This window comes from Glutamicibacter soli (genome assembly GCF_003309065.1).
GTDB classification, from domain to species: Bacteria; Actinomycetota; Actinomycetes; order Actinomycetales; family Micrococcaceae; genus Glutamicibacter; species Glutamicibacter soli.
Genome location: NZ_POAF01000001.1, coordinates 1 through 12,102, shown reverse-complemented (window position 1 = coordinate 12,102; position 12,102 = coordinate 1). Strand labels below are relative to the sequence as shown.

Here is a 12,102-nt window from a genome sequence, read left to right as displayed (position 1 = left end):
CGTCTCCCTGGCCTCATGACTCCAATCGCAAGCGCTCCGCGCCCGGGCCATCCAACCGGCCCAGCCAGGCATTCCTGCCCGTCAGGAGCAGCAGCAGGGCCTCCATCGGCCCCTCAACCAAGGCTCCCTCCCCCGCCGACCACGAGGCGTCGCTCGCCTGCAGCCGATATCCGGCCAGCTTGCGACGCGCGTAAAAGGGGAATGGCAGCCTCCACACCAATTCGGCGCCGGCCTGCGCGCCCGCCACCGGCATGGACGGGTAGTCCGCGTCCAGCGCGATGGAAATATCCCTAGCATGGACCATGATGTCCATCAGCGGGGTGGCGCCAACCGCCCCGGGAGCACGGCGCTGCGACGTGGCGAATCGCCGGTAGTCCGCCGCGATCTGCTCCACCGGCGCGTCGCCGCGGCGCCTACCGTCGAAAAAGACCATGCTGTTGAAATCGCCGCGGGTCCGGATCATCTCTCGCAGGACCGTGCCGAGGCCGGTGGTGGCCGGCGCGATCGCATGGGCCGCCACGTCGCGCACCCGCCATCCGGGGCACAGCGAATCGGCGTTCCATTGCTCCTCGTCCAAGCCTTCGAGCAGCCCAGCCAGCAGCAGGCGTTGCTCGGCGACCAGCTCCCACATCCGATTCCGTTGCATCGCAGCACCCGTTTCACTAGCTTTAAGGTCAGCTTTACTGACTAATATTAGTTCGTTACACTGACCATATGCAAGGGGAAAAATCCACGGATCCGGGGCCATTCAACGTCGGACTGCTGCTGTTCATTCCCTACCGGGAACTGGAGGAAAGGGTGTTCGCTGCGGTGCAGGACGCCGGCTACACCGACACCACCCTGCCCCAGGCACGGCTGTTCCAGCGGATCTCCGCCGAGGGCTCGCGCATCACCGAGCTGGCCAGCCGCGTCTACATCACCAAGCAGACCGCCAGCGTGCTGGTCAGCTCCATGGAACGCAACGGCTATGTGCGGCGTGTGCCCGATCCCCTGGACGCGCGGGCCAGCCGGGTCATTGCCGACGAGCGCGGCCTGGCGGCCGGCAAGGTGGCGGCCGCGGAAATCCAGCGGATCGACCGCGAATGGCGCCAGGCTCTGGGTTCGGCCCGTTACGACCGTCTGCGGCGCGACTTGCAGGTTCTCGCACGGCTGACCAACAGGCCGCAGTAGAGCCGCATTAAATGGCGCACGGGGCGTCCGGCCGTGACGGTCGGACGCCCCGTGGCCAAGGGCATCTCGGGCTACTTGCCGGACTGCTTCAGGAAGTCCTCGGCGCCGCCGACCAGCTCGGTGTGGCCGGTTTCGACGTCGGCGAAGACCATCTTGGCGACCTCTGCGCCGAACTCCTCCACGGAGTACAGCTTGCCGGCCTGCTCGCGGCGGGCCTCGATGGCTCCCGGCTCCATGCGGTTGAGCAGGGTCGCGGTAATGGTGCCCTCGATCATGTCGCCGGAGACGACCACGAAGGTGATGCCCTTTTGGGACAGCAGTGGGATCAGCTCGCGCAGCGCGTCCTCGCCGGCGCGCTTGGACTTGGCCACGGCGTCGTAGGCGTCCATGGTGGAGACCTCGTTGATGAAGTGCGCCTGGTGGCTGGTCACGAAGACCACGCGGCCGCCCTCGCTGAGCTTGGGCAGCGCGGCCTGCAGCATTTCGACCTGCGCGTCTCGGTTCAGGCGCAGCGCGTAGTTCTCGCCCATCGAGGTCTCCATGCCGCCGGAGGCGTTGAGCACCAAGACATCCAGCGAGCCGAAGTTCTCCACGGCCGCGTCAACCAGCGCCTGCCGGCCCTCGACGGTGGTCAGGTCAGCACCGACGGCGACGGCCTGGCCGCCCTTCTCCTCAATGGCGGCGACGATCTTGTTCGCGCGCGGGGCCTTGGCGCGGTAGTTGACCACCACGCCGACACCCTGCTCGGCCAGCAGCTGCGCGGTGACAGCGCCGATGCCGCGGGAAGAACCGGTGACGATTGCACCCTTGTATTCGCTCAACTTCACATACTCCTTAAAATGGGGAAAAATTCGGGGGCTACGGGCTAGTGGCCCATGCCCAGGCCGCCGTCAACCGGAATGACCGCGCCGGAAATGTAGCCGGCCTCGTCGCTGGCGATCCAGCGCACGACGTTGGCAACTTCCTCCGGCTCCGCGAAGCGGTTGGCCGGGATGCTGGCCAGGTAGCCCTTCTGGGTCTCCTCCGGCAGCACCGAGGTCATCTCGGTGTTGATGAAGCCCGGGGCGACCACGTTGGCGGTGATGCCGCGCGAACCGAGCTCGCGGGTCAGCGAGCGGGCGATGCCCACCAGACCGGACTTGGAGGCCGCGTAGTTGATCTGGCCCGGGGAGCCGTACAGGCCCACCACGGAGGAGATCAGCACGACGCGGCCGCGCCTGAGCCGGATCATGCCCTTGGCGGCGCGCTTGACCACGCGGAAGGCGCCGGTCAGGTTGGTGTCGATCACCGAGGTGAAGTCGTCTTCGCTCATGCGCAGCAGCAGGGTGTCCTTGGTGACGCCCGCGTTGGCGACGAGAACCTCAACTGGGCCGTGGGCCGCTTCAACTTCCTTGAACGCGGCGTCGATGGACTCGGCGTCGGTCACATCGGCCTTCACACCCAGCAGCCCGGCAGGGACCTCGCCGCTGCGGTAGGTGATGGCGACCTTGTCGCCGTTGGCTTCGAAGGCGCGGGCGATGGCCAAGCCGATTCCACGGTTTCCGCCGGTCACCAGGACGCTGCGGCCAGTTTCTGGTTCAGTAGTCAATGTATATCTCCGTTCACGCACGCCGAAATGCCGTTCCGGCTGCCGCCGGACGGACCCGTGGTGTGCGCTGTGCCTAGGTAAGTAGCTGCTTCTGAATTCAATCCTATTAGTTACCAGCTGGTTTTACCGCTTCGACGTACGGTAGAAATTCGATTCTCGCAGCCGTGAGTGAGACAATGGAACGACCCCAGCCCCGATGAAGTGAAGTTCCACTCAATGTCGCACCAGCACGCGCACCACGGCTCGGACGAGCCCCACGTGCATCGCATTACCGAAGCCCGCGAGTCCCACACCGTCGAGCAGGATACCCGTGTGCGCAAATACACGATCACGATGACGGTGCGCGTGGTCTGCTTCGTCCTGGCGTTCTTCACCACGGATTGGCTGCGCTGGTTCTTCCTGATCGGCGCGATCTTCCTGCCCTACGTGGCAGTGGTGATCGCCAACGGCGGCGCGGATATCACCCGCCGCCAGCCGCCGGCAGAGTTCTACGAGCCCACCGGTCCCGAGGCCCTGGAGGGCGGGCACGCAAACGTCGCCCCGGCTCCGGAAGGCGCCGAGATCATCGACGGCACGCTGGTCGAGGATGAGCAGCCGCCACGGGATCCGGGGGACGATACCGCGAACGGCAAGGAGAACTGATGGACCTGCTCGGATCGCTGTCGGGCCAGCAGGCCCAGGCTCCGGTGAAGTGCTCCCGCAAGGGCTGCCGCCAGGACGCCGAGTACCGCCTGCTGTGGAACAACCCGAAGATCCATACCCCCGAACGCCGCAAGACCTGGCTGGCCTGCGCGGAGCACCGCCAATGGCTGGAGTCCTACCTCAAGGACCGGCTGCTGTACAAGGAAACCCTGCCGCTGCACGACGCCGAAGGAGCACAGCACTAGATGTATCGTTTTCTGGCCAGCTCACGCTGGATCGGCTGGCTGCTGCTGGTCGCCCTCTTCGCCGTGGCCTGCGTGTCCCTGGGCAACTGGCAGGCCGACCGGCGCCAGGAGGTGCTCACCGGCATCGAGCGGGTGAACAAGAACTACTTCGCCGAACCGCTGACCGGCCAGGCCGCCCTGGACTACTTCGAGGCGCTGCCCGAGGATAAGATCTGGAGCACCGTCGAGCTGACCGGCAGCTACTTGGCCGAGGACACCCGGATCGTGCGCAACCGCATCAAGGCCGGCGCCCCGGGCTACGAGGTGCTGGTGCCCTTCAAGACCACCGCCGGCGAGGTCGTGGTGATCGACCGCGGCTTCCTGCCCATCGGCAACCAGGAAAACGGCCACCCGGACGCAATCCCGGTCCCGCCGGCCGGCGAAGTCACCGTGAAGGCGCGGCTAAAGCCCGGCGAGATCCGGCTCGACCGCGGCGCCCCGGAGGGCCAGCTGGCCACCATCAAGCTGGAGGACTACTCGGCGGCCCTGGGCTACCCGCTGGCGCAGGGCTCCTACGGCATCATGTACGAGGAAAGCCCGGCCCCGGCCAGCGCCCCGCAGCAGCTGGACCCGCCGGACATGGACGAGGGCCCGCACCTGTCCTACGAGATCCAGTGGTACATCTTCGGTGTGCTGGCGTTCGTCGGCTTCTGGTACGCGGCGCGCACCCAGAAGAAGATCAACGCGGAGGAAGCCGCCGAGCTGGCCGAGGCCCAGGCGCTGGGCTACGACGAGCCGGTGCATACGGTGCGCAAGGTCCGGGCCAAGGGCCCCAAGGTCCATCGCCGCGACGGCTCGCTGACCGACGAGGCCATCGAGGACGCGCTGCTCGACCAGCAGGATGCCACCGACGCACGCTGAACGCGCGAAACCGGCGGGAAGAAGCTTCTTCCCGCCGGTTTCGGCGTTAATAAGGTATCGGCCTACGGTTTCCAGCGCAGCCCTTCCTGGCTGCAGGCGGGGGTGCCGGACAGCGCCGCATCCCGGCAGGCCCCGTCCACCAGCGCGCGCTCCCCCAGCGGCTGGCCCAGGTCCAGGATATAGGGCACGGTGTCGTTCATCGGGCAGTCGTAGGCGCCCTCGGGCAGCGGCTGGACGTAGACGGTGACCACCACCTGCTCGGTGCCGAATTCGGTGTCTGTGGACGCCACGTCGCCGGTTTCGCCTCCGGCGCAGGCCGCGCGCACGACACCCAGCTGAAGCGTGGTGTCCTGAGGCGCCGGGGACTTTCCCCCCAGCAGCGACCAGTTCGCGTTGGGTTCCTCGGGCGGAACCTCTGCCGCGGAGCACCCGGAAGACAACAGCGCCGCCAGGAGGATCCCGGCGGCGCTGAATACGCTGCGATGGGCCGTCATGCGGCCATGCTACTAGGTCAGGGTGACCAGTTCCAGATAGTCCTCGCTGAACAGGTCCTCGTCGCCGTCCGGAAGGATGACCACGCGCTCGGGCTTCAGCGCCATCACGGCGCCCTCGTCGTGGCTGACCATGACCACGGCGCCCGGGAAGGTGGACAGCGCGCCGAGCACCTCGGCGCGGGAGGCCGGGTCCAGGTTGTTGGTCGGCTCGTCGAGCAGCAGCACGTTCGCGCTGGAGGCGACGATGGTGGCCAGGGCCAGGCGGGTCTTCTCGCCGCCGGAGAGCACACCCGCAGGCTTGCTCACGTCGTCGCCCACGAACATGAAGGAGCCCAGGATCGAGCGCACGTCGGCGTCGCCCAGGTGCTCCGGGGCGTTGCGGCGCATGTTCTCCAGCACCGTCGCCTCCGGGTCCAGGGTGTCGTGCTCCTGCGCGAAGTAGCCGATCTTCAGGCCGTGGCCTGGCACGATGCTTCCGGTATCGGGTTCGGACACGCCGGCCAGCATCCGCAGCAGCGTGGTCTTGCCGGCGCCGTTCAGGCCCAGGATGACGACCTTGGAGCCGCGGTCGATGGCCAGCGAGACGTCGGTGAAGATCTCCAACGAGCCGTAGGCCTTGGACAGGCCCTCGGCCATGAGCGGGGTCTTGCCGCAGGGGGCCGGATCCGGGAAGCGCAGGGCGGCAACCTTGTCGTGGGCGCGGACCTCTTCCAGGCCGGCGAGCATGCGGTCCACGCGCTTGAGCATGGACTGCGCCGCCGAAGCGCCCGAGGCGCGGGCCTTCATCTTGTTGGCCTGGGCCAGCAGCACCGAGGCCTTCTTCTCGATATTGCCGCGCTCGCGCTTGCGGGCGCGCTCGTCGGTCTCGCGCTGCACCTGGTAGCGCTTCCAATTCATGTTGTAGACGTCCACGGTGGCTCGGTTGGCATCCAGGTAGAGCACCTTGTTCACGGTCTCGTCCAGCAGCCCGGTGTCGTGGCTGATCATCAGCACGCCGCCGGCGTAGTTCTTGATGAAGTCGCGCAGCCACACGATGGAGTCAACGTCCAGGTGGTTGGTGGGCTCGTCGAGCAGCAGGGTTTCGGCATCCGAGTAGAGGATGCGGGCCAGCTCCACGCGGCGGCGCTGGCCACCGGAGAGGGTGCGCAGCGGCTGGTTCAGGATGCGCTCGGGCAGATCCAGGTTGGCGCAGATCGCCGCGGCCTCGGATTCCGCGGCGTAGCCGCCGGCGGCGATGAACTCGGCCTCCAAGCGGTCGTAGCGGCGCATCGCCTTGGCGGAGACGGCGGCGTCCTCGCTGGCCATTTCCTCGCGGGTGCGGGCCAGCTTGTTCAGCACGATGTCCAGGCCGCGGGCGCCGAGGATGCGGTCGCGGGCCAGCTGCTCCATGTCGGGGGTCTTCGGGTCCTGCGGCAGGTAGCCGATCGAGCCTTTGTGGGTGACTTCGCCGATGGTGGGCTGCGATTCGCCGGCCAGCACCTTGGTCATCGTGGTCTTTCCGGCGCCGTTGCGGCCCACCAGCCCGATCTTGTCGCCCTTGTCGATGCGGAAGTTCACTTCGTCCATCAGCAGGCGGGCGCCGACGCGTAGCTCGAGGTTGGCTACGGAAATCATAGGGTGGGCCTTTCAGCGGGTCCGGCAAAAACTTTGGCGCCCCGTCAACAGGGCAACTTAACTAGTTTAGCCGTGCAACGGCCCTGGTGGGGCGAACTGTGTTTGATTCGACAGCCGCACCCCGGCGTTTGCCCGCCGCATGGGGTATGATCTGCACCACCTTGAGAGGAAGGCGCACCATGAGCACGAACCTGGCGGCACTGGTGGTCCTGGCGGCCGCGCTGATCGCGCTGGCGGTATTCGCGTGGGTGCCGGCGCTGGCGTTCCTGCCGGTGGCAGGTGTCCTCTACGCCTGGAACCCGGCCGGCCCCGAGCCCGGGCCTCAGCCGTTCAGCGACGAGCGGTAGTCGTTCATCTGGATCAGCCGGCGGCTCAGCGACGCCTCGCGGCGCAGGTCTGATCCGCTGGTCTTCTCGATGTGTGCCTTGCCGAAGCGCCAGAGCAGCACGTCGTCCAGCAGCCGATCCGGACCCGGCGAATAGCGGTGGTCCAGCGCGGCACGCACCTCGCGCACCACCTCCGCATCCAGCAGCCCGACCAACTGCCAGGTCGCGTCGATGCCGTGGGCGCCGAGCAGCTCCGCGGCCCAGGACCAGTCGTCGTCGCGCTTGCGGTCCACGTGCGGCAGCAGGGTCTGCCAGATCTCGCCGATCTTCTCGCCGGTCAGCTTCGCGGCGCCCAGCCCGTTCTTGTCGTGGTAGCCGTTGAGCCGGTGGTAGAGCTCGTCGATGTCGGTGAAGTAGTTCTCCACGGTTTCCAGCATCGCCGCGGTGGCGGTGAAGTGGCGGTCGATCTGCGGGTTCCAGGCCGCCTCGCCGGGGTGCTTGAAGCGGATGTCGTGCTCCATCTCGCTCCAGGCGTGCTGCAGGATGGTGCGGATCTGCACCTCGAAGATGAAGTTGCCGCTGGGCACCACGGTTTTGCCCAGCGCCTCCTGGAAACGGCGGACGGTGGGCTCGTTGCGGGTCTTGAGCAGCAGGTGGCGGGAGGAGTAGCCGTAGGTCCCTGATTCCACCGAGCCGATGTCCTTCTCGCGGTCGCTGCGGCAGTCGAAGGCCTCGCGGTGCGACTTGATCAGGCTGGCGACCTGCTGGATCTCGTGCGGCAGCATCACGATGATGCGGATGCCGACCATGTCGTGCACCTCGCGCAGCGGGTTGGGGAATTCGAGCACCGGGTCGCTGTCGGCGTTCTCCTGCAGCCGGCGCGAGGCCTTGGCCTGGAATGACTCGGTGGACTTCACCCGGCCGGTGATGAACAGCGGCTTCACCTCGCTGCCCGCGAACAATCGGCGGATCTTCGCCTTCATGGCGTTGAGCACCGAGTGCAGCTCGCCGCTGACGGTGCCGTACTGCGCGACCGCGGCGGCGATCTGCGCGGAGAACCCGTCGCCGGTCGTCTCCTGCTGTGGATCCATCACTGATGCCTCCTGGAACACCTGGCGCTGCGGCCTATACGGGGAGAGCCGAAGGGGCGCAGCCCGCGGGCCGCGCCCCTTCGGGAATGACTTGAGGTGGTGATTCCCGCAGGTGGCGGGAATGCCTGGTTACGGACGGGTCAGGCGCTTGGCCATGTCCTCGTACAACGGGGCCTTGGCGTCGCTGTTGGCCGCCGGAGCGGACTTGGCGGTCTGGTTGGCCGGCGCGGCGGGCTTGATCGGGGTGACCTTGGCGTCGTTGCGGGCCGCGGCGATCGCCTCGGCGCGGGCGCGGGCCAGGTCGTCCTGGTGGTCCTGCTCCAGCTGGGCGAAGCGCTCGTCCTCGGCGGTCTTCGCGTCGGTCAGCGCGGCGTTGTAGCCGTCGTCATAGGCCACGCCGTACTTCTCGGCGTTTTCCTTTTCCTCGTCGTACTCCAGCTCGGCGCGCAGCTTCGCGGCCTCGGACTTCTTCTGGTACATGTGCACGGTCAGGTGGGTGATGGCCAGCAGCACGATCGGCGGCATGGCTGCGACCAGCGCGGAAACCAGCGGTGGCACGCCGTCCACGATCGAGTCGACGGTCAGGATGGCGTGGGTGGAGTTCGCGGCGGTCGAGACGATCGCGCCGAAGAACAGCAGGGACCAGGGGTAGATCATGGCGCGGCGGTTGAACCCGTTCAGGGCCACGATGGCCACGGTGGCGGCGACGATCATGCCGTCGATGATGATCGGCCAGATCCAGGCCAGATTCGACTGGATGCCGGAGCGCTCGGCCAAATCGGTCAGGGCCGCGAAGGACAGCACGAATGCGCCGATCGCGATCAGGACGGTGGCGCCGACTGCGGTTCCGAGCACTGCCTTATGCGGTTCGTTCGGAACTTCTGGTTTCTTGTCTTCCATGCTTCGCTTGGAACCTGTACTTTCGCATTATCGGGGACGTTCAGTTGACGCGAGTCGGGCCGGCCGGCATGGCTTGCACACCGGGCACCGGATCCATTTTAGCGTTTAACCCCGCCGGGTGCGCAGTGTTCGTCCACACACTTTCGCAGATCAGGCCCGGCGATCGGCGAATCCGGTGCCGGTGAGCACCCCGGCCAGCGACCGCGCGCGCGGGATCAGCCAGAAGCACAGGGCGCTGAGCACCGCGTAGAGCATGACCGCCGAGCTCAGCCAGGGCAGGTCCGGATTGTCGTTGATGCTGGTGGAGATCTGGAAGAAGAAGGTGATGCCGCCGAAGCCCAGGATCGTGCGCAGCCCGGCCCGCCAGGCCGCGGCGCCGCGTCCGTCGCCGCCGGTGATGCGGATCCAGGCGCAGCGCTGGCCCAGCGTCGCGCGCCCCGGGGCCAGGCTCGGCAGCAGGAACACGAACAGCACCACAACTGCCGGCACCCAGATGTTCACCAGGCCCGGGTCCACCTCAGGGCCGCCGAGCTTCTCCACCAGGTTCAGGCCTGCGGCGATCACGAAAACCGCGGCGCCGGTGAAGGAGGAATCGAAGAAGTCGGCCAGCGCGCGCCGCGTCCGGGTGACCGGGCGCGGCGGGGCATCCTCGGCCCGCGGTTCGCGCGGGGAGGACAGGAAGGCGAAGACCGGCAGGTAGGCGATGATCGCGCCGAGCAGCGCGCCGAAGGTGTTCATGATCAGGTCGTCGACGTCGGCGACGCGGTAGGCGCAGGTGTACAGCCCCCAGACGCCGGTGTACTGGGTCAGCTCGATGGCCAGGCTGGCGGCCAGGCCCAGCACCATGCCGGTGAACATGTTGCCGCGCAGCCAGCGCACGGCCAGGATGCCCAGCGGCATGAACAAGATGATGTTGAACAATACCTGCCACAGGGTGAAGCTGGTGGCCAGGCCGCGCAGGCCCACCTGGGCGTAGACGTCGGCGAAGTCGTTCAGGAAGTGCCCCGGGGTCAGCTGCGGGACCGCGACGCCGGGCCTGCAGAACGCGTCGCGCGTGGCCGGCAGCGGCAGCATGGTGTAGCTGAACAGGCCGAATCCATAGAGCGCTGCCGCCGCCGTGGTGATGGTGCGGCGCCAGGACAGGCGCCCGTGGCGGCGGTACTGCAGGGCGAGCAGGAAGATGCCGGCGACGCCCAGGAAGAGGACGCTGCCGAGGATGGCAACCGCTCCAGGCCAGATCATGCTGTTCATATCTCCATCTAACCGCACCCCGGGCCTCCTGCCGCACCCCGGGCGCCGCCCCGGCACTGGAAGGTCGCTGGGAATTTCCGCCATGGCTACGGCGGATTGACTGGGGACTCTGCCCTCCCCGGCAGGTGCGACGTGAGCAATCTCCGCCCGCGCCACCGGCTGCGGCGGGCCGGTGATGCGCCCATTGCCGCGACGAGTCGATAAGCTTTAGTCCATGTCTACCCCGTCCCCCGCGCCCATGACCGGCGCCCACAAGCTGCAGCTCGGCCTGGTCATGCTCGCGGCAGGAATCCTGTACGTCGTCCACTCCTTCCTGCGTTTCGCGCGCTTCGAGTCGCGCGGGTACGACCTGGGCATCTTCGACCAGGCGGTGCGCCAGTACGCGATGTTCAAGGCGCCGATCGTGCCGGTCAAGGGGGTCGACTTCAACCTGCTGGGCGACCACTTCCACCCCATCCTCGCGGTGCTCGCGCCCTTCTACTGGATCTGGAACGACCCGCGGATGCTGGGCATCGTGCTGGCGCTGCTGCTGGTTTCCACCGCGATCCCGGTGTACCTGTTCACCCGCCCGCGCTTCGGGCACCTCGGCGCCCTGCTGACCAGCGCCGCGCTGCTGCTGTGGTGGCCGTTCCAGGCCATCGTGAACTGGGACTTCCATGAGATCGCCTTCGGCGTGCCGATCATGGCGTGGATCATCTGGGCCTTCGACAAGGGCCGCTACTGGCTGGTTACGGGGCTCTCCGCCAGCCTGCTGCTGGTGCGCGAGGACATGGGCATCACCATGGTGGCCGTGGGAATCGTGCTGCTCTTCCACCGCCAGTGGCTCAAGGCCGCGCTCACCGCGGCGCTCGGCCTGCTCGGGTACCTGGCGGTCACCGGCTACCTCATCCCGCTGTTCTCCCCCGAGGGCGAATTCTCCTACTGGCAGTACACCGCCCTGGGCGCCACCGCAGGCGCGGCAGTGGTCTTCCTGGTCACCCACCCGCTGCAGTCGATCGCAATCCTGTTCGACCACCAGCTCAAGTGGGCTTTGTGGCTGCTGACCTTCGTGCCGCTGGCGCTGCTGCCCTTCGCCTCGCCGTACGTGATCCTCGGCGCCCCGCTGTTCCTCTCTCGCCTGTTCAACGACCGGCTGAACACCTGGGCCCCGGTTTACCAGTACGACGCGATCATGGCCCCGATCCTGATCATGTCCGCGGTCCATGTGCTGGGCAAGCTCGCCATCCGCTTCGACTGGTGCCGCGCACGCCTCATCGGCCCGGCCTGGCTGCTGTCGATCTCGGTCATCGCCACCCTGTTCTTCCCGATGGTCTTCCCGCTGGGCAAAACCGTCACCGGCCAGGGCTGGCCGCCGGCCGAACTGATCGCCGCCAAGGAAAAGGCCGTCGCGATGATCCCGGACGGCGTGTGCATCGAGGCCGCCGACAGCGTCGTCCCCCACCTCACCACCCGCACCTATGTCGGGCTGCACGGGGATATCGGCGACGACCTCTCCAGCTGGATGATCATCGACTTCAACGTCGAGGAGCTGGGCGGATGGGATCCGCTGACCCCGGACCAGGCGCTGGAACGCGCCACCGACCTGGGATTCAAGCCGGTGGCCCCGGAGGACCAGGGCATCCTGGTGCTCCACCGGGACATCCCGGTCGACCCGGTCTGCTCCTCCTACCTGCAGCGGTAGATTCCCGGGCCCGGCACCCTCAGGGTGCCGGGCCCGAGTACCTTCCAGCCGCAGGGCCTCGCAACCCGAACTCGAGATTCACAGGCAATATTCGAATCTTTATTCGATCAAACGCCGTACAATTAACACATGTACGAAGCAATGCAGCAACGCCACCGCCCGCCCGTACCACCGGTCCACACCGAATGCACCGCGGTGCT

The 12,102-nt window shown here is 67.2% G+C and carries 14 protein-coding genes; 6 read left to right on the top strand and 8 right to left on the bottom strand.

Going from position 1 to position 12,102, the window contains the following annotated elements; genetic code table 11:
- Positions 1-13: 13 nt before the first annotated feature.
- Complete coding sequence (locus C1H84_RS00065) at positions 14-631, bottom strand: maleylpyruvate isomerase family mycothiol-dependent enzyme (RefSeq protein WP_053798035.1); 618 nt, start codon at positions 629-631, stop codon at positions 14-16.
- 83 nt (positions 632-714) lie between these two features.
- Here C1H84_RS00065 and C1H84_RS00060 point away from each other — a divergent pair, with 83 nt between their 5' ends.
- The gene (locus C1H84_RS00060; protein WP_113606210.1) at positions 715-1,170 is read left to right on the top strand and encodes a MarR family winged helix-turn-helix transcriptional regulator; all 456 of its coding nucleotides are present in this window, start codon (positions 715-717) and stop codon (positions 1,168-1,170) included.
- Between the two features lie 71 nt (positions 1,171-1,241).
- On the opposite strand, the gene C1H84_RS00055 is transcribed toward C1H84_RS00060, so the two are convergent.
- Together C1H84_RS00055 and fabG are read right to left on the bottom strand one after the other, a co-directional pair.
- The gene (locus tag C1H84_RS00055) at positions 1,242-1,991 is read right to left on the bottom strand and encodes an SDR family oxidoreductase (protein ID WP_082124051.1); all 750 of its coding nucleotides are present in this window, start codon (positions 1,989-1,991) and stop codon (positions 1,242-1,244) included.
- A 44-nt stretch (positions 1,992-2,035) separates the two neighbouring features.
- Complete coding sequence (gene fabG, locus C1H84_RS00050; RefSeq protein WP_113606209.1) at positions 2,036-2,758, bottom strand: beta-ketoacyl-ACP reductase; 723 nt, start codon at positions 2,756-2,758, stop codon at positions 2,036-2,038.
- A gap of 216 nt (positions 2,759-2,974) precedes the next feature.
- On the opposite strand from fabG, the gene C1H84_RS00045 reads away from it, so the two are divergent.
- From C1H84_RS00045 to C1H84_RS00035, 3 genes are read left to right on the top strand one after another with little or no spacing between them, the layout of a single operon-like run.
- Positions 2,975-3,400 carry a DUF3099 domain-containing protein gene (locus C1H84_RS00045; RefSeq protein WP_047119051.1) on the top strand — a complete coding sequence of 142 codons (426 nt, stop codon included), beginning with the start codon at positions 2,975-2,977 and terminating at the stop codon, positions 3,398-3,400.
- The gene (locus C1H84_RS00040) at positions 3,400-3,645 is read left to right on the top strand and encodes a hypothetical protein (RefSeq protein WP_047119050.1); all 246 of its coding nucleotides are present in this window, start codon (positions 3,400-3,402) and stop codon (positions 3,643-3,645) included. Before C1H84_RS00045 ends, C1H84_RS00040 begins: the two co-directional genes overlap by 1 nt.
- Positions 3,646-4,545, top strand: a complete 900-nt coding sequence (locus C1H84_RS00035; protein ID WP_113606208.1) for an SURF1 family cytochrome oxidase biogenesis protein — start codon at positions 3,646-3,648, stop codon at positions 4,543-4,545.
- A gap of 62 nt (positions 4,546-4,607) precedes the next feature.
- Here C1H84_RS00035 and C1H84_RS17875 read toward each other — a convergent pair whose 3' ends face one another.
- Entirely contained in the window at positions 4,608-5,039 is a 432-nt protein-coding gene (locus C1H84_RS17875; RefSeq protein WP_146955782.1) for a hypothetical protein, read from the bottom strand.
- 12 nt (positions 5,040-5,051) lie between these two features.
- Positions 5,052-6,653 carry a ribosomal protection-like ABC-F family protein gene (gene abc-f / locus C1H84_RS00025; protein WP_113606206.1) on the bottom strand — a complete coding sequence of 534 codons (1,602 nt, stop codon included), beginning with the start codon at positions 6,651-6,653 and terminating at the stop codon, positions 5,052-5,054.
- 179 nt (positions 6,654-6,832) lie between these two features.
- On the opposite strand from abc-f, the gene C1H84_RS18140 reads away from it, so the two are divergent.
- On the top strand, positions 6,833-7,000 hold the full coding sequence (locus tag C1H84_RS18140) for a hypothetical protein (RefSeq protein WP_161448287.1): 168 nt from the start codon (positions 6,833-6,835) through the stop codon (positions 6,998-7,000).
- Here the strand turns inward: C1H84_RS18140 and C1H84_RS00020 are convergent.
- The 3 genes from C1H84_RS00020 to C1H84_RS00010 all read right to left on the bottom strand — a co-directional run bounded on the left by C1H84_RS00020 (position 6,976) and on the right by C1H84_RS00010 (position 10,221).
- Complete coding sequence (locus C1H84_RS00020) at positions 6,976-8,070, bottom strand: GTP pyrophosphokinase (RefSeq protein WP_047119046.1); 1,095 nt, start codon at positions 8,068-8,070, stop codon at positions 6,976-6,978. The genes C1H84_RS18140 and C1H84_RS00020 overlap by 25 nt on opposite strands.
- A gap of 129 nt (positions 8,071-8,199) precedes the next feature.
- Positions 8,200-8,970 carry a DUF2637 domain-containing protein gene (locus C1H84_RS00015; protein ID WP_053798028.1) on the bottom strand — a complete coding sequence of 257 codons (771 nt, stop codon included), beginning with the start codon at positions 8,968-8,970 and terminating at the stop codon, positions 8,200-8,202.
- 150 nt (positions 8,971-9,120) lie between these two features.
- Positions 9,121-10,221, bottom strand: a complete 1,101-nt coding sequence (locus tag C1H84_RS00010; RefSeq protein WP_181727993.1) for a VanZ family protein — start codon at positions 10,219-10,221, stop codon at positions 9,121-9,123.
- A gap of 214 nt (positions 10,222-10,435) precedes the next feature.
- Here C1H84_RS00010 and C1H84_RS00005 point away from each other — a divergent pair, with 214 nt between their 5' ends.
- Positions 10,436-11,902, top strand: coding sequence for a DUF2079 domain-containing protein (locus C1H84_RS00005; RefSeq protein ID WP_113606204.1), 1,467 nt, complete (start codon positions 10,436-10,438; stop codon positions 11,900-11,902).
- Positions 11,903-12,102: the final 200 nt, after the last annotated feature.

Coding starts and splice junctions, on each gene's coding strand:
- C1H84_RS18140 (WP_161448287.1), top strand. CDS start 6,833: ATGAGCACGAACCTGGCGGCACTGGTGGTCCTGGCGGCCGCGCTGATC.
- C1H84_RS00035 (WP_113606208.1), top strand. CDS start 3,646: ATGTATCGTTTTCTGGCCAGCTCACGCTGGATCGGCTGGCTGCTGCTG.
- C1H84_RS00040 (WP_047119050.1), top strand. CDS start 3,400: ATGGACCTGCTCGGATCGCTGTCGGGCCAGCAGGCCCAGGCTCCGGTG.
- C1H84_RS00010 (WP_181727993.1), bottom strand. CDS start 10,221: ATGAACAGCATGATCTGGCCTGGAGCGGTTGCCATCCTCGGCAGCGTC.
- C1H84_RS17875 (WP_146955782.1), bottom strand. CDS start 5,039: ATGACGGCCCATCGCAGCGTATTCAGCGCCGCCGGGATCCTCCTGGCG.
- C1H84_RS00015 (WP_053798028.1), bottom strand. CDS start 8,970: ATGGAAGACAAGAAACCAGAAGTTCCGAACGAACCGCATAAGGCAGTG.
- abc-f (WP_113606206.1), bottom strand. CDS start 6,653: ATGATTTCCGTAGCCAACCTCGAGCTACGCGTCGGCGCCCGCCTGCTG.
- C1H84_RS00045 (WP_047119051.1), top strand. CDS start 2,975: ATGTCGCACCAGCACGCGCACCACGGCTCGGACGAGCCCCACGTGCAT.
- C1H84_RS00065 (WP_053798035.1), bottom strand. CDS start 631: ATGTGGGAGCTGGTCGCCGAGCAACGCCTGCTGCTGGCTGGGCTGCTC.
- C1H84_RS00060 (WP_113606210.1), top strand. CDS start 715: ATGCAAGGGGAAAAATCCACGGATCCGGGGCCATTCAACGTCGGACTG.
- C1H84_RS00005 (WP_113606204.1), top strand. CDS start 10,436: ATGTCTACCCCGTCCCCCGCGCCCATGACCGGCGCCCACAAGCTGCAG.
- C1H84_RS00020 (WP_047119046.1), bottom strand. CDS start 8,070: ATGGATCCACAGCAGGAGACGACCGGCGACGGGTTCTCCGCGCAGATC.